Annotated in this window: 19 protein-coding genes; 5 read left to right on the plus strand and 14 right to left on the minus strand. The window is 64.7% G+C overall.

Annotated features, from left to right (window positions below; all coding sequences use genetic code 11):
• Positions 1–16: 16 nt before the first annotated feature.
• The 3 genes from GYH34_RS11740 to GYH34_RS11750 form a co-directional block, all read right to left on the minus strand.
• On the minus strand, positions 17–1,507 hold the full coding sequence (locus GYH34_RS11740; protein WP_161913739.1) for an O-antigen ligase family protein: 1,491 nt from the start codon (positions 1,505–1,507) through the stop codon (positions 17–19).
• A gap of 135 nt (positions 1,508–1,642) precedes the next feature.
• On the minus strand, positions 1,643–3,001 hold the full coding sequence (locus tag GYH34_RS11745) for an outer membrane beta-barrel protein (RefSeq protein WP_161913740.1): 1,359 nt from the start codon (positions 2,999–3,001) through the stop codon (positions 1,643–1,645).
• Between the two features lie 86 nt (positions 3,002–3,087).
• A complete protein-coding gene (locus GYH34_RS11750) occupies positions 3,088–3,675 on the minus strand; it encodes a polysaccharide biosynthesis/export family protein (protein WP_026598759.1) in 588 nt (195 codons plus the stop codon).
• Positions 3,676–3,880: 205 nt separating this feature from the next.
• Between GYH34_RS11750 and GYH34_RS11755 the strand changes: the two genes are divergently transcribed.
• The 3 genes from GYH34_RS11755 (at position 3,881) to GYH34_RS11765 (ending at position 6,485) form a co-directional block, all read left to right on the plus strand.
• Entirely contained in the window at positions 3,881–4,441 is a 561-nt protein-coding gene (locus GYH34_RS11755; RefSeq protein WP_161913741.1) for a TadE/TadG family type IV pilus assembly protein, read from the plus strand.
• Positions 4,442–4,536: 95 nt separating this feature from the next.
• Entirely contained in the window at positions 4,537–5,028 is a 492-nt protein-coding gene (locus tag GYH34_RS11760) for a pilus assembly protein (protein ID WP_244635068.1), read from the plus strand.
• A 5-nt stretch (positions 5,029–5,033) separates the two neighbouring features.
• Entirely contained in the window at positions 5,034–6,485 is a 1,452-nt protein-coding gene (locus GYH34_RS11765; protein WP_244635070.1) for a pilus assembly protein TadG-related protein, read from the plus strand.
• A 109-nt stretch (positions 6,486–6,594) separates the two neighbouring features.
• On the opposite strand, the gene GYH34_RS11770 is transcribed toward GYH34_RS11765, so the two are convergent.
• Positions 6,595–7,041 carry a four-helix bundle copper-binding protein gene (locus tag GYH34_RS11770; protein WP_161913743.1) on the minus strand — a complete coding sequence of 149 codons (447 nt, stop codon included), beginning with the start codon at positions 7,039–7,041 and terminating at the stop codon, positions 6,595–6,597.
• A gap of 173 nt (positions 7,042–7,214) precedes the next feature.
• Here GYH34_RS11770 and GYH34_RS11775 point away from each other — a divergent pair, with 173 nt between their 5' ends.
• Complete coding sequence (locus tag GYH34_RS11775) at positions 7,215–7,463, plus strand: hypothetical protein (protein ID WP_244635071.1); 249 nt, start codon at positions 7,215–7,217, stop codon at positions 7,461–7,463.
• 68 nt (positions 7,464–7,531) lie between these two features.
• On the opposite strand, the gene GYH34_RS11780 is transcribed toward GYH34_RS11775, so the two are convergent.
• From GYH34_RS11780 to GYH34_RS11805, 6 genes are all read right to left on the minus strand, one after another.
• The gene (locus GYH34_RS11780) at positions 7,532–7,840 is read right to left on the minus strand and encodes a hypothetical protein (protein WP_197745427.1); all 309 of its coding nucleotides are present in this window, start codon (positions 7,838–7,840) and stop codon (positions 7,532–7,534) included.
• Positions 7,841–7,921: 81 nt separating this feature from the next.
• Positions 7,922–8,134, minus strand: a complete 213-nt coding sequence (locus GYH34_RS11785) for a hypothetical protein (RefSeq protein ID WP_161913744.1) — start codon at positions 8,132–8,134, stop codon at positions 7,922–7,924.
• A gap of 107 nt (positions 8,135–8,241) precedes the next feature.
• A complete protein-coding gene (locus tag GYH34_RS11790) occupies positions 8,242–9,318 on the minus strand; it encodes a 3-deoxy-7-phosphoheptulonate synthase (protein WP_161913745.1) in 1,077 nt (358 codons plus the stop codon).
• Positions 9,319–9,529: 211 nt separating this feature from the next.
• Positions 9,530–9,760, minus strand: a complete 231-nt coding sequence (locus GYH34_RS11795) for a hypothetical protein (RefSeq protein WP_018265265.1) — start codon at positions 9,758–9,760, stop codon at positions 9,530–9,532.
• A gap of 99 nt (positions 9,761–9,859) precedes the next feature.
• Positions 9,860–10,618 (minus strand): triose-phosphate isomerase, encoded by a 759-nt coding sequence (tpiA, locus tag GYH34_RS11800; protein WP_161913746.1) that lies wholly within the window; start codon positions 10,616–10,618, stop codon positions 9,860–9,862.
• Between the two features lie 15 nt (positions 10,619–10,633).
• Complete coding sequence (locus GYH34_RS11805) at positions 10,634–10,801, minus strand: hypothetical protein (protein WP_161913747.1); 168 nt, start codon at positions 10,799–10,801, stop codon at positions 10,634–10,636.
• Between the two features lie 27 nt (positions 10,802–10,828).
• Between GYH34_RS11805 and ndk the strand changes: the two genes are divergently transcribed.
• Positions 10,829–11,251, plus strand: a complete 423-nt coding sequence (gene ndk / locus GYH34_RS11810) for a nucleoside-diphosphate kinase (protein ID WP_024880066.1) — start codon at positions 10,829–10,831, stop codon at positions 11,249–11,251.
• 1 nt (position 11,252) lies between these two features.
• On the opposite strand, the gene GYH34_RS11815 is transcribed toward ndk, so the two are convergent.
• The 4 genes from GYH34_RS11815 to GYH34_RS11835 all read right to left on the minus strand — a co-directional run bounded on the left by GYH34_RS11815 (position 11,253) and on the right by GYH34_RS11835 (position 14,853).
• On the minus strand, positions 11,253–11,963 hold the full coding sequence (locus GYH34_RS11815) for a glutathione S-transferase family protein (RefSeq protein WP_161913748.1): 711 nt from the start codon (positions 11,961–11,963) through the stop codon (positions 11,253–11,255).
• A 366-nt stretch (positions 11,964–12,329) separates the two neighbouring features.
• Positions 12,330–12,980 (minus strand): phosphoribosylglycinamide formyltransferase, encoded by a 651-nt coding sequence (gene purN / locus GYH34_RS11820; protein WP_161913749.1) that lies wholly within the window; start codon positions 12,978–12,980, stop codon positions 12,330–12,332.
• Positions 12,977–14,041: a phosphoribosylformylglycinamidine cyclo-ligase gene (gene purM, locus GYH34_RS11825; RefSeq protein ID WP_161913750.1), complete on the minus strand. Its 1,065-nt coding sequence runs from the start codon at positions 14,039–14,041 to the stop codon at positions 12,977–12,979. The genes purN and purM overlap by 4 nt, the downstream gene beginning before the upstream one ends.
• A 443-nt stretch (positions 14,042–14,484) precedes the next feature.
• Complete coding sequence (locus GYH34_RS11835; protein WP_161913752.1) at positions 14,485–14,853, minus strand: iron-sulfur cluster assembly accessory protein; 369 nt, start codon at positions 14,851–14,853, stop codon at positions 14,485–14,487.
• Between the last annotated feature and the right edge of the window lie 28 nt (positions 14,854–14,881).

Consider the following 14,881-nt stretch of genomic DNA (forward strand, 5'->3'; position numbering starts at 1 on the left):
TGCGTGTTCCAGCGGGCTAGTCGGAGAGGGAGATGCGCGAGCTCTCGGCCTGCGCGACGCCGGCGCCGAGAATGGCCATGTAGGTGAGCGCCACGGCCTCTATCTGAACGCCGAAATCGACGAGAGAATGGACGCCGACGAGCAGCGAGCAGGCGGCGGCCGCCGCCGCCGGAGCCGAGGACCGTCGCCGCGTCGCCGCGCCGATGACGCATTTCGCCGCGAGCCAGAAGAGCGCGCCGACGAGCGCCGCGCCGAAGACGAGACCGAGCCCCAAGAATGCCTCCAAATAGGCGTTATGCGCCTTGTCCCATATATCGGCCGTCGGAATCGAGCGGTCGCGATAGAGCGGAAACAGCGCGGCGAAGGCGCCGTATCCATAGCCCAGCAGCGGCGTGTCGAGAATGGCGCGAAGCGTGATGGTGAAGACGGCGAGGCGCCCGCCATCGTCGAGGCCGGAGTCGAGCGCACGGCGAATGATGAGATCGCCGAAGTAAAAGATCGTCGCGGCGAGCCCTGCGACGACGAGAGCGACGGCTCCGGCGCTTCCCTCGCTTTGCCGGCCGCGCCGATAGGCGAGGGCGAGCAGCGCGCCGGCGCCGAGAATCGTCGCGAGAATGCCGCCGCGCGACACTGTGCCGAGCAGAGCGACGAAGATCACGAAAGTAGCCGCGAGCAGGAGCCAGCCGCCGAGGCCCGCCGCTTCCAGCCGCCGCGCCAGCCGAGCGGCGAGCGCGCCCGCTTCGCGCGGAGCGTCGCGGTCGGCGAGTGGAATGAGGAGCGCGAGCGTCGTCACCAGCCCTATGCCCGCATAAGTAGCGAAATTGTTGCGGTTGACGAAGGTGGAGCGCACGAAGAGGCCTTGCGCGGGGGCGTCGAAAAACGGAATCGTCGCCGAGAAGAAGGCCGACAGAAAGAGGCCATAGGCGGAATAGGCCGCCACGATGACCGCGATCGCCCGCAGCAGAAAATGCGCGCGATGCGAGCGGCGCGACAATTGGAGCGCCAGCCAGAAGACGCTGGCCGCCGTCACGAGGCGGAGCAGAAAGACGAGCGTCTGGCCGCGATCGACCGAGATCGCGCCGTCGAGCGGACGCTCCAGCGCCTCGCTCGCCATGCTCCAGATCGGATGCGCGAGCGCTCCAGAGGCGAGCGGGAGGGCCTGCACGCAAATCCACGATAGCGCCGCGCCGAAGAGCGCCGCCGGACCGGCGATGGCCGCGATCGATACGGCGTGGCGGCGGCCGGCGAGCAGGACGCCGAGCTCGAAGAGAAGGACCAGCGCCGGAAAATACAGCCCGTTCACACCCCAGGCCGGCAAGCGATTGCCGCCGAGCCAAAAGGGCGCGACGGCCAATCCGGCCACGAGGCCGAGGAGGAGAAGCGCCTCGAAGCCGCCCTCCGCCCACAAATCGGCGAAAAATCCGCGCGCCGGCTCGCGGGAGCTTTCGGTCGGGAGCGAGGACTCTCGCGAAAAAGGCGCGAGCTTCTGCAAGAGGCGCTTGTCCATGCTGCCGCCATCGGGGTGAATGCGGCGCTTTTCACCCCAAAGGCGCGGTTGCGGAGGGGAGATCATATCGCCACGAATGAGGGCGGGTCGAGGCCGGGGCGATTCATGCGCGGCCGGCTCTTTGGCGCGTCGCGTTCAATAGCGATAGGTCACGCCGGCCGACACGACATTCTGCGTAAATCCCCAGCTCGCCGCGGAATAGCCGATGGCGCCGAAGACGCCGCTGACATTGGAGCTGGTCTTCTGAAGCTGATAATCCAGCGAGATCGCTATGTTGCGCCAGAATGTGTAGCTGAGGCCGCCGCCGGCCGCCCAAATGGTGTCGGCGCGCGGCGAATTGGTCCAGCGCGTCTCGCCATAGCCGCCGCGCGCATAGGCGGTCCAGAAGGGAGAGATGGCGTAGTCGATCTGCAGCTTGGATTGCGTGTTGAGCGTCGCCGGGGACCATTGGCCGAGACGACCCGCAAGGGCTGTCGGCGCGGCGGCGGCGGCGAGCATTTGGTCGACCGTCGCGGTCAATGTCAGATAGGGCGTCGGATAATAATGCAGCCGCGCGCCGAAGGCGGGTTTGGCGACCTCGCCGCCGGAAAAATTCTGCACGCTCGACTGGCTCTGATAGCCGCCATAGACCTCGCCGCGGAACAGGCTGATGAGCTCCGAGCCGAGACCACCGACGATGCGATAGCCATTGGTGTCGGAGATCGAGTTCTCATAGCGGCGCAGATCGAGCGTCGGCTCGACGAAGCCGTAAAACATCGGCGAGAGCCACATTCCGCCGCGCAGCGTAGCCCTGTAGCTCAATCCGTTCTGCGCGTCGCCGCTCGCGGCGAGCGAGGCGATCGGCCGGCTGTCGTAGGAGACATATTGGACGCCGGTCGTCGCGCGCACGAACCAATCGGAAATTTTCTTCTCGACGGCGACAGAGCCGGAGAACTGATTGGAGAATTGCTGCGAGGCCGACACTGTATAGCCGGTCGGAACGGTGACATTGGGCGCCGTGGCTCCGAAATTGGAGCCGAAGAGACCGCTCTGACGCGTGTAATCCGCGGAAACATACACGTTGAGGTCGCTGAAAGGCGACCAAATGTGATTGATTCCGGCGCGGCCGGCCACATTGGTGGGGTCGACATCGGTCGTCGGCGTCGGCGACAGCCGAAATTGCGAGCCGAGCCCCGGATAGAACTGCGCGTCGGCGCTCACATAGGCGGTGGATTTGTGCAGGCCATTGTCGAGGCCCGCCTGGACCGACGGCCGCACGCGCACGCCGACGGCCGAGCGCCGATCGGTGGCGGTGGAGTAGATATTGTCGTTGAAGACGGAGCCGATGAAGAGGGACGGATAGACGATCCAGCCGTCGATCGCGAGGCCTTCCTCGGGACTGGGACCCATGGCCGTGACGCCGGCCGGAATTTCCTCGCCGCGGGCGACGGAACCGGCGGAAATTATGAGCGCGATCCCCGCCGCGACGCCATTCGGCAGCAAATTGCTCTTCATAACGCCCTCTCGAAGGCGTTCAGCTTGTAAGTGAAACGCGCCCGCAGTCAAGCCTGCGCCCCTTGGTCTCTCGGGGCGCGGCGCCGTCAAAAATAGCGCTCCGGCACGCGCACGAGATCGCCGGGCAGCACGGGAATGGTCGGCGCCAGCGGATATTCCTTGAAGCCCTGCTCGCCCACATGCTGGATGAGAACGGTCGACCGACTGGCTCGATAGGTGGAGCCGCCGGCGAGCGCTATCGCGCTCATCACATTGAGTCCGCTCTTGAACGAATATTCGCCGGGCTTGCCGACCTCGCCCATAATGTAGAAGGGGCGAAAGCTCGCGACATCGACTGTCACCTTGGGATTGCGCAGATATTCGCCGCGGAATTTTTTGGCCAATTCCTGTTCGAGCTGCGGCTTGCTGAAGCCGGCCGCCTTCACCGTGCCGGCCAGCGGCAGCGAAATAAAGCCGGCGGGATCGATCTCATATTCGCCGGAGAGGCGGTCCTCGCCGAAGACGGTCACGCGGATTTTCTCGCCGGGCTGCAGATTTGGCGCGGTGGTGGCCGCATTGCGAATCAGCGCCTCGCGCTCTTCCGCCGAGACAGGACCGAGGTTGGAGCCGCCGTCGCATCCCATGAGCAGGAGAGAGAGCGAGAGGCAGAGGCCGGCGGAACGGAAAAACGACATCGATCTCGTATGTCCTCGTCCTGAGATGGCGCGAAGCCGCAGTAGATAAGTGCCCCGTGCGCGGCGCGTCAATACGAAGGCTCAGAGCGCTCGCTCTTCGGGGGCGAGCGCGGAGCGTGCGGCCCGACGCGGGCGTATCAGCGGAGCTCTGGTAACTCTTTGTTTGTCGGCTACGGTCATGCTGCGGCAGGAAGCGAGAATCGGCATGCGCAGCGAGGACATCGACAAAGGAGCGGCGAAGCCGCGCGCCCGCGGCGCGGGGCTGCTCGCCTGTCGGCGGGGCGCCGCGATCGTCGAATTCGCCTTCATCGCGGCTCCGCTGTTTGCGATTCTGATCGCGATCTGCCAGGTCGGCGTGGTGTTTCTCGCGCAGCAGGAGCTGGAATCCGCCGTCGAGAAATCGGCGCGCAAGCTTCTTACCGGCGAGGTGCAGAAGGGCAAGCTCGACCAGACGCAATTCAAGAACACGGTCTGCGGCGGACTGACGGCGCTCTTCAACTGCACGCAGCTGATCGTCGATCTGCAGACGGCGAGCGCCTTCTCCTCCGTTGACACATCGGCGCCCGTCCTCACCTATGATTCCAGTGGCAATGTCACCAATAGCTGGAAATTCCAGACCGGCGGCGTCGGCAGCGTTCTCGTGCTGCGCGTGATCTATCAATTCCCCGTCGTCGGTGGACCGCTCGGATTCAATCTCGCCAATCTGCCGAATGGCAGGCGTTTATTGATGTCGACCGCCGTATTCCAGGTCGAGCCCTACTCGTAAACATCGGAGCAGGCCCATTGCGAATGCACTGTCTCAGTCGCTTGACGTCGAACGCCGGCCGTCGCGCCGGCGCGCTTCGGCGCGACGAGCGTGGCATGATCGCGGTCGAATTCGCGCTGATGATCCCGATCGCCGTGCTGATCCTCGTCAGCGAGTTCACGCTCGGCGAGGCGATCAGCATCAGTCGCAAGGTGGCGATCACCGGCCGCACGCTGACCGATCTCGTCGCGCGGCGCGCGAGCGTGTCGACAGCCGATCTCACGACGATATTGAACGCCTCGACGCAGATCATCGCGCCTTTCTCGACCGCCAATCTGACGATCATACTCGCCGAGCTCACGACCGATGAGAAAGGCGAGACAACAAAGATCGTGTGGAACGAGCCCTTCAACACGACGAAACTCGTCGATGGCTCGACCTTCGTGCTTCCGGCCGGCATGGCGCAGGCGAGCACGTCGCTGATCTACGCCTATGTGCGCTATAATTACACGCCGCCTTTCGGCGCCAAGATAATCCCGGCCGTGCCGATCCGCTACACATTCTACATCAACCCCCGCATCACCTCATCCGTTCCCCGGGTGGATTGAACGAAATGGCCGCGCGACACATGATGATGTTTCGGACTCTCGGCAAATTCTTCGCTCATCGAGGAGGCAATGTCGCGATCATATTCGCGCTGACGGCGATTCCTCTGATGATCGCCGCCGGCGGCGCCATTGATTATGCGAACGCCGGGCGCATCAAGACGCAGCTCTACGCCGCGGCCGACGCCGCCGCGCTCGCGGCGACGACACCGCCGATGATGCTGAAGTCTTGGACCGTCGCCAAGGCGGCGGCGAGGACGATGTTCGCCGCTCAGATGGCGCAGATCACGCGAGTGACTTATGACGCCGCCAGTCTCACGGTCGACGGCGACGACGATCCTGCGCCCGGCTCCATGACACGCAAGGTGTCGGTCACCTATACGACAAAGGTGCAGAATTCTTTCGGCGGCTTCTACGGCTTGCCGACATCGAACATAAAGGTGACAGCCTCGGCGACCGCGACGACGGCCCGCAATATCGATTTTTATCTGCTGCTCGACAATTCGCCGTCTATGGAGCTGCCCGCCACGCAGGCGGGCGTCAATGCGATGAACGCCTTCGGATGCGCCTTCGCCTGCCATGAGAAGAATGTCAGCGACAATGAATATACGACGCATTATCCCGGCTGGGGGACGATCGACAGCTATTCCTACGCCGAGAACAACGGAATAAAGCTGCGCATCGACAATGTTCGGGACGCGGCTAAGAGCCTCGCCACGACCGCGCAATCGACGATGGCCTCCAATGGCGCGACCTATCGCCTTGCGGCCTATAGCTTCAATTACGGCGTGACGATGATGCAGAATCTCGTCCCGACGACGAGCGGAAATGTGAGCCACATCCAGTCCAATATCGGGGCGATGACGCCGCCGCTGATGGATTCGAACAATGTGCTCGCGGCCAATACGTCCTACACCTATCCGACCAGCAGCTCGACCTACGATACGGTCACGACCGGCGGCGCGTTGAACACCAATGACGCGATGACCGATCTCAATCAGGCGCTCACCAGATTGAACGCGACCATGCCGGCGCCCGGCAGCGGCGCCCGCGTCGCCGGCGACAAGCCGCAGGAAGTGCTGATGCTCGTTTCCGATGGCGTCATCGATGCGAGCTATTATTCCAGCGGAACCTGCACGACTTCGCTGAATTGGGGATATTCGAACGCCTATGGCTCGTTTTATCGTTGCTTGCAGCCGGTCGACACCTCCTTCTGCACGACGATCAAGAACCGCGGAATTCGGATCGCGGTTCTCTACACGACCTATTATCCCGTGCCGAGCAATGGCTTCTACCAGGGGACCGTCGCCACCTTCGCATCGCAGATCGCCGACAATATGAAGAGCTGCGCCTCTTCCCCCGATCTCTTCTTCGAGGTGAACACGGGCGGCGACATCAGCTCGGCGCTGTCGACCCTGTTCTTGAACGCCGTTTCTTCCGCCTCGCGTCTCACGCAGTAGGCCTGCGCGGTCTTACGCACAGGCTCGTTCGCGGTCGAAAGCGCTCTAGATTCTTTCGTTGGAAGCGAATTCTGATCGATCGAACGATTCCGTTCGATCGGAAAGCGCTCTAGACGGAGACCTTGCGGCACTCCTCCGCGCAGGCCTTGCAAGCGTCGCCGCAGGCCTTGCATTCCGCATATTGCGGGAAGCGGTCGCATTCCTTCTTGCAGGCCATGCATATGTCGCCCACGGCCTTCGCCAGCGTCGGCGTGAAGGTCGAGTTCACCGCCGCCAGCGATTCGAGCGCGGCGCAGGCGGCGACGAGATCATAGGCGGCCTTGGTGCAACCGGCCATGCTGGTGTCGTTCATCGACAGCATGCCGAAGCAATGGCGCAGGCATTCGTTGCCGGTGGAGACGCATTCGGCGCTGGTCTTCATCAGCGCCTGAAATTTCGGTCCATGCATCATGTGCCCGGCATGCGGATTGGTGGTCTGATCCTCGGCCAGCGCGTGCGCGGCGGAGAGGGCGGCGGCCGCGCCGACGGCGGCGGCGACGAATTCACGACGTTCCATGGGGAGCCTTCCTTTCGTCTCGGTCCCGAGTCCGGTGGGCGAGATAGGCGAGAAAGTTTTGCTCTAACTGGCGTAGACCGCAGAAGCTTCAATCCTTTTCCCGCGGGCGGGCGCGACGTTTCATTGCGCGCGCGCGCATCGCACGCCATTTCTCGCGACAGAGGGCGGGAAGAATGAGAGGGGAGGAGGAGATGGAGCCGAATATCATGCTAACGCTGGGGCGCAGCGACGCCGAAGCGCTGGTCGACAGCCTGCGCCGACGCTTCGAGCGACTCTGCGACATTCGCAAGGAGATTTGCGAGCCCGCCGAGTTCGATGAGCTGGAGCGCGAGGAACGCGCCTATTTCGACGCCGAAAATGCGCTGGTCGAGCGCATCATCGGCGAGCTGACGCGTGCGCTCGCAGCGGAGCCTCGTCATTAGAGCGCCGCCGATCGAACGGCGTTATTTGTCGATATTCGATCGATCGAGCTCGCTCGTGCGGCGCCGGCTCAGGCGTCGTGTGGCGAGGGCGCCGTCGCGTCCCAGGCCAGCGGCTGTGGCGCTCGTCGGCGCGTCTCCGGCCATCGCGCCAGCAGCATGCTCAGCACGACCAGCAGATCGGCGGCGGCGCGCGACTGGCCGAGATCGACGAAGCCACGAATATCCGCAATCAGAATATCGCGGACGGCGGCGGCGCCGCGATGGCGGTTGAGGAGATAGCTGGCGAGCGTACGTTCATGCGCCTTGGAGGGGATGGCGCGCGCGAGCGGCATGGGATCGAGGCCGCTCGGCGCCAGCATTTCGGCGATCTGCTTCATCGGTCGGCTCCACGACTCGTTTCTGCCGCAGAGCGCTAAACCGACGACGATGACCTTTTGTGACAGTTCCGATCGTGGAATCTACCTATTCGGCGCAGCCTCGGCGTGGGCCTTTTCGCTCAGCAGACGCTCGGCGCTCTCGGCGACGCGCAGCCATACGCTATGGCCATCGCTGTCGCCGGCCGTTTGCAGATCGGCGGCGCGCTCGCGCGCATTGCCGGGCGCGTCCCGCTGTAGCCGGCGGGTGAGCGCGCGCGCGTGAATCTCGACGGCCTGTTCCAGAGAAATCTCCATGACGTCAACTCCTCTCGCAGGCGGGCCGAGCCCCGCTTCCCGCCGTAGCGTTCTAATTGTGTCGCATAAGGGGCGACCCCAGGGCGCTGCGGCGGATCGTCGCGGGATCAGGCGTTCGCGACCCGCTCGCCGGAGGCGCGTCGCCGCTCGACGGCGGCGGCGAGCCGGCGCAGCGCTGCGAGCGAGGTCGTCCAGTCGATGCAGCCGTCGGTGACGCTCTGGCCATAGACGAGCGGCTTGCCGGCGACGATGTCCTGCCGTCCGGCGATGAGATGGCTCTCGATCATCAGGCCGATGATGCGGCGCTCGCCGGCCTCGACCTGCCGGGCCACGTCCTCGACGACGGCGGGCTGATTCTCGGGCTTCTTGCTGCTGTTGGCGTGCGAGGCGTCGATCATCAGATAGGGGGAGACGCGGGACTTCTCCGCTTCCTTGGCCGCGGCGTCGACACTGGCGGCGTCGTAATTGGGCGTCTTTCCGCCGCGCAGAATAATGTGGCAGTCCTCGTTGCCGCTGGTGGAGGCGATGGCCGAACGGCCGTCTTTGGTGACGGCGAGGAAATGATGCGGCTGCGAGGCGGAGAGCACGGCGTCGAGCGCGATGCGCACATTGCCGTCGGTGCCGTTCTTGAAGCCGACCGGGCAGGAGAGGCCGGAGGCGAGTTCGCGATGCACCTGGCTCTCCGTCGTGCGCGCGCCGATCGCGCCCCAGCCGACGAGATCGGCGATATATTGCGGCGTCGTCATATCGAGGAATTCGCAGCCGGCCGGTAGGCCGAGCTCATTGACGTCGAGCAGCAGCAGCCGCGCCAGCCGCAGCCCGGCTTCTATGTCGAAGCTGCCGTCGAGGCGCGGATCATTGATGAGGCCCTTCCAGCCCACTGTGGTGCGCGGCTTCTCGAAATAGACGCGCATGATGATCTCTAGCCGGTCGCCGAGCTCGCGCTTGGCCTCGGCGAGCAGGCGGGCGTATTCCATCGCGGCGTCGGGGTCATGGACCGAGCAGGGGCCGATGACGACGGCGAGGCGATCGTCGCGCCCGCGCAAAATCTCGCGCAGGGCGGCGCGCGCGCCGAGCACGGTGGCGCTCGCCTTCTCGCTGCGCGGAAGCTCGCGCATGATCTCGGCGGGCGGGCTCAATTCGGTGATCTTGACGATGCGAAGGTCGTCGGTCTCGGTCGGCACGGCGGGCTCCTTTTTTATTTTGCGTCGCGCCGGCGGAACAAAAAAACCGCCAGCGGGACTGGCGGCTCTCGGGGTTTTCAGGCTTCGCGTCTTTTGCTCACACGCGCTCGCCTCCCGTCGCCGCCGGCGCAGGATAGCTAAAATACCAGTAGTAGCGCGCGGAGCGGACGAGGGTCATGAGGCGGAGTTAAAGCGGAGCAGGGGAGGCGAGTCAAGGCGCCGGCACGCACAGACCCGAATATCCGGTCATGCGCGTGTTCAGCGGCGTGCCATTCTCCTTGCCTTCGGCCGCTATGCCGAGAGAGGCGCGGGGCTGCAGCTTGCGCGCCGCCTCGACGCATTTCTCCTCTGTGGCGTAGCCGGGAATGGCGTTGGTCGCCACTGCGCCGGCGGCCTGGGAAGTGGTGACGACAAAGGTCGCGACGATAAGCGTGTAGGACATTGAAAATCTCCTCGCGAGCAATGAAAAGCGAATGAAAACGGCGAAGACGCCCTTACGCGCCGCGACTCTATCGCGAAACGATTGCGAGACTATCGCCGGTCAGCGATAGATTTCGGCGATTTCCAGAAACTCCCTCGCGGTCAAAGAGGCGCCGCCGACGAGCGCGCCATCGACATTTTTCACGCGCAGCAGCTCGGCGGCGTTGGCTGGCTTCACCGAGCCGCCATAGAGAATGCGGGTCGTCTCCGCGTCGGCGCCGAGGAGGGCGACGAGCCGGGCGCGGATGGCGGCGTGCATTTGCGCGACGTCGAGAGGCGTCGGAGTGAGGCCGGTGCCGATCGCCCATACCGGCTCATAGGCGACGACGAGATGATCCGGCGCGACGCTGCGCGGCAGCGAGCCGTCCAGCTGCGCTTCGACGATCGCCGATGCGCGGCCGGCGTCGCGCTCGGCGCGCGTCTCGCCGACGCAGACGATGGGCGTGAGCCCGGCGCGCAGGCCCGCCTCCGCCTTGGCGCGGATGAGCGCATCGCCCTCGCCATGATCGGCGCGCCGCTCGCTATGGCCGACGATCACGTAAGATGCGCCGGCGTCGGCCAGCATTTCGGCGGAAATATCGCCCGTATGCGCGCCGCTCGGCTTTTCGTGGCAGTCCTGCCCGCCGAGCGCGATTTTCGCGCCGGAGAGAATGCGCGCCGCGCGTTCCAGCAGAGTGACGGGCGGGCAGATCGCCAGCTCGACCTTTTCCCGCAAGGCGGCGTCATAGCATGCGGAGATGGTCTCGATTTCGCCGAGCGACGCCGAAAGCCCGTTCATTTTCCAATTTCCAGCGACGAGCGGGCGCGGCGTGAAAGGCATGTCCGGGCGTTCCTCTCAAATAGAAGCGATGAAGCGAGCAATTCTGGCCATATCAGCGCTCGCCGCCATGGGCAATTCGCCGCGACGCCGCGCGGTTGCGGCCGAAAGGAAAATTGTCGCCGCGCGGGCCGGGTTGCCGGGCGTCCGGCCGACGGCTATAAGCGCCCCGATCTTAAATCCCATCCTCGAACTCGACGAGACGACGCGCCCATGGCGATCGAACGCACATTCTCCATCATCAAGCCGGACGCCACCAAGCGCAATCTGACCGGCAAGATCAACGCCCTCATCGAGGACGCTGGGCTCCGCATCGTGGCGCAGAAGCGCATCCAGCTGACGCGCGCGCAGGCCGAGACCTTCTATGGCGTCCACAAGGAGCGCCCCTTCTTCGGCGAGCTGATCGAATCGATCACCTCCGGCCCGGTCGTCGTCCAGGTGCTGGAAGGCGAGGGCGCCATCGCCAAATATCGCACCGTCATGGGCGCGACCAATCCGGCGAGCGCCGATCCGGGCACGATCCGCAAGGAATTCGCCGTCTCCATCGGCGAGAATTCCGTGCATGGCTCCGACGCGCCGGAGACGGCGGCGATCGAGATCCCGCAGTTCTTCTCCGGCAATGAGATCGTCGGCTGAGTCAGCCGACGGCATAGCTCGGAAAATAGGCGGCGAGCAGCCGGTCTCGGTAAGCCACGAGATTTGGCTGGCTCGCCACCGCGTCGCGGAGCGGCGAGACGAGTTCGGAGACTAGGGTCTGCGCCACCATGGCGAAGGCGGCGGCGTCGGCTGCGCTCGGCGCCGCGCCGAAGAGATAGGGCTTGTCGCCGAGCAGGGTGGAGAGCGCTTCTATGTCGCGCCGTCCGAGCTCGGCGAGCTGCTCATTCGTATGACGGCCGAGGCCCTGCGCTATGAGCGTGCGGGCGATCTTCTTGCGGATCAGCGCTTTGACCAGCGGTCGCACGATCGCCGGCGCGCCGGAGAAGAATAGCGCCGGCCCGCGCGCGAAATTGCCGTCGTCGATCCAGCGCGCCTGCACCAGCAGCCAATAATAATGTTCCTCCAGCATTTTCTCGATCGCCCAGCCGGCGGCGCGCTGTTCCGCGGTGAGGCCGGCGTCGAAATCTATGCCATAGGTTTTTTCGAGATAGAGGCGGATGAAGGTCGAGTCGGCGACGATCTTTCCCTGATCGTCGATGTAGGGCAGCTTGCCTTTGGGCGCGCGGCCGAAGCCGGAATGATCCTCGATATAGCGAAGTCCGGCGAATTTCAGAAGCGCCATGGTCTTGAGCACAAAGGGGCTTGCATCCGGGAGGCCGAAATAAGGACCGAATGAGTATAATTTTATCATTGTCGAAACCTCTTTGCGGAAGCCGCCTAGAGAGTATGATCGAGAAGCTGCAAAGATCATATTGGCCGCTGACAAAGTTAAGTAAGTCTCGTATCTTTGCGTTAACATTGGGGCGAGTCCGCGCGACGGCGGCAAGAGCGATATGATGATAAAACGCTGGGTCTATTGGGGGGCGAGGGCCGCAGGCTTGCTGGCGCTCACGATTCTGCTCATAGCGACGCCCTTCGACGGCGGGCTCGGCCTCGCGAAGCTTTTGGCTTTCGGCGTCTATCTCTGCCTTTTCGCGTTGCCGAGTCCGTGCAAGGGCGGCGCGTCCTATCCTTTCGGCCATGGCTTTCGCAACGGCGCCGGATGCCCGCGGCAGGATCAGCCGGACGAGGGGACGGCGAGCGCCGGCTGCGGCGATGGGCTCGCGCCGAGCACGCGATTGCCTTCCACTCTGACGGCGCCGGAGGCGACGAGCCGCAAGGCGCGCGGATAGAGCAGATGCTCCTGCTCGAGCACGCGCGCCGCGAGACTGTCGGGCGTGTCGGAATCGAGCACGGCGACCGCCGATTGGGCGACGATCGGCCCTTCGTCCATTTCTGGAACCACGAAATGCACGGTGCAGCCGTGGATCTTCACGCCATCGGCGAGCGCTCGCTCATGCGTGTGCAGGCCGCGAAAGGACGGCAGCAGCGCCGGATGAATATTGAGCATGCGCCCACGCCATTGGCCGATGAACCAGGGCGTCAGCAGCCGCATGAAGCCGGCGAGGCAGAGAAAGTCGATTCGATGCGTCTCCAGCACGATCTGCAGCGAGCGCTCGAATTCCTCGCGGCCGGCGTAGATTTTGTGATCGACCGCGGCGACGCCGATTCCGGCGGCCTTGGCCTTGGCGAGGCCCGCGGCCTCCGGGCGATTGGAGGCGACCAGCGCGATCTCGGCCGGAAAATCCGGCGCGCGCGCCGCCTCGATCAGCGCGTCCATATTGGAGCCGCGCCCTGAAATGAGGATCGCCGTGCGCAGCCGGCTCACAGCGGCAGGGTCCCGCGCGTGACGACGCGCGGCCCGTCGCCCGACGCCGCGATCTCGCCTATGGCGATCGGCGTCTCGCCCGCTTCGCGCAGCGCTGCGACGGCTTCGTCCGCGCCGTCTTTGGCGACGACAACGACCATGCCGATTCCGCAATTGAAGGTGCGCAGCATTTCGGCTTCCGCGACGCCGCCCGTCAGCGCGAGCCAGGAGAAGACCGGCGGCGGACGAAATGCGCCGAGATCGAGCGAGGCGCCCAGACCCTTCGGCAGCACGCGCGGCAGATTGTCGGGAAAGCCGCCGCCGGTGATATGGGCGAGGCCGAGAATTTTCTCGCTGCGTTTCAGCGCCGCGAGCAGCGGCTTCACATAGATGCGCGTCGGCGTGAGCAGCGCCTCGGCCAGCGTTCGCTCGGCCGCGAAGGGCGCGGGCGCGTCCCAGGCGAGGCCCGACTCGGCGACGATGCGGCGAATAAGCGAAAAGCCGTTGGAATGGGCGCCGGAGGAGGGCAGGCCGAACAAGAGGTCGCCTTCCCTCACCTCGGCGCGCGGCAGCAGGCGGGAGCGCTCGGCCGCGCCGACGGCGAAGCCGGCGAGATCATAATCGCCCTTGGAATAGAGGCCCGGCATTTCCGCCGTCTCGCCGCCCAGCAGCGCGCAGCCGGCCTCGACGCAGCCGGCGGCGATCCCCGAGACGACCGAGGCCGCCGCATCCGGCTCGAGCTTGCCGCTCGCATAATAGTCGAGAAAAAACAGAGGCTCGGCGCCCTGGACCACGAGATCATTGACGCACATTGCGACGAGATCGACGCCGATCGTATCGTGAACGCCCGATTCTATGGCGATCTTGATCTTGGTGCCGACGCCGTCATTGGCGGCAACCAGCACCGGATCGGAAAAGCCGGCCGCCTTGAGGTCGAAGAGGCCCCCGAAGCCGCCGATCTCGCCATCCGCGCCCGGCCGGCGAGTCGAGCGCACGGCGGGACGGATCATGTCCACCAATCGATTGCCCGCGTCTATATCGACGCCGGCTTTCGCATATGTGAGGCCCTTGCCTTCCGTCATTCGGATGTCCCGCGCTCGGTTTCGAGCCAGCGGCCTAGCGCCTTACGCGCGCCAGCGCAATCCGTTTCGAACAGGGGACGAAACGCTTCCGAGACTTGGCTGGCTGTCCAGGATGCGCATCATAATCTAGCGCTCCGCTTCCGTAGGAGGCCGGACGCGTTTTTGCTGCGCAGGGTCCGAGGCGCCGCACCGTTGGAAATTTTGCCGTGCTCGGGTGAGCGACAGCGAGCCATTGGGGCCGCCACGAACCTCGTCGGCGTCATGATCGTCCTGCCCATCGTCCTCCCAAAAACACACTGGGCAAATCTCATAGGCGCCCCGTTCGACGAGCGTGCGATAGCCGCAACACGGGCAACGATGCGCGGGCGCCTCTGAGAATGGCGCGACAATATTTCCCAATATCATCGCCCCAGGGTAGACGCGTGTCTAGGAGGAATGAAAGCTCAGCCGTTCACATGCTTCTCGACGGCGCTCGGATCGACCGGGTTGAGCTCGACGCTCTCGCCGCAGCCGCAGGCCGAGGTCTGGTTCGGGTTCTGGAACACGAAGCTCGAGGAGAATTGCTGCACATCGAGATCCATGCGCGTGCCGAGCAGATAGATGACCGCCTGGCCGGCGACGATGACGCGCGCGCCTTTTTCTTCGATCACCTCGTCGCCGGGCGAGGGCTCGGCCAGCTCCATCTTATAGGCCATGCCGGCGCAGCCGCTCTTCTCCACCGATATGCGCAGGCCGATATTGGCGTTCTCGGCGCCGGCGAGCAGGCCGCGCACGCGCTCCGCCGCGGAGTCGCTGAGGCTCATGACGTTCATCTGTTCGCTCCCTACATCCCTTCGTCTT

The organism is Methylosinus sp. C49 (genome assembly GCF_009936375.1).
Classification (GTDB): domain Bacteria; phylum Pseudomonadota; class Alphaproteobacteria; order Rhizobiales; family Beijerinckiaceae; genus Methylosinus.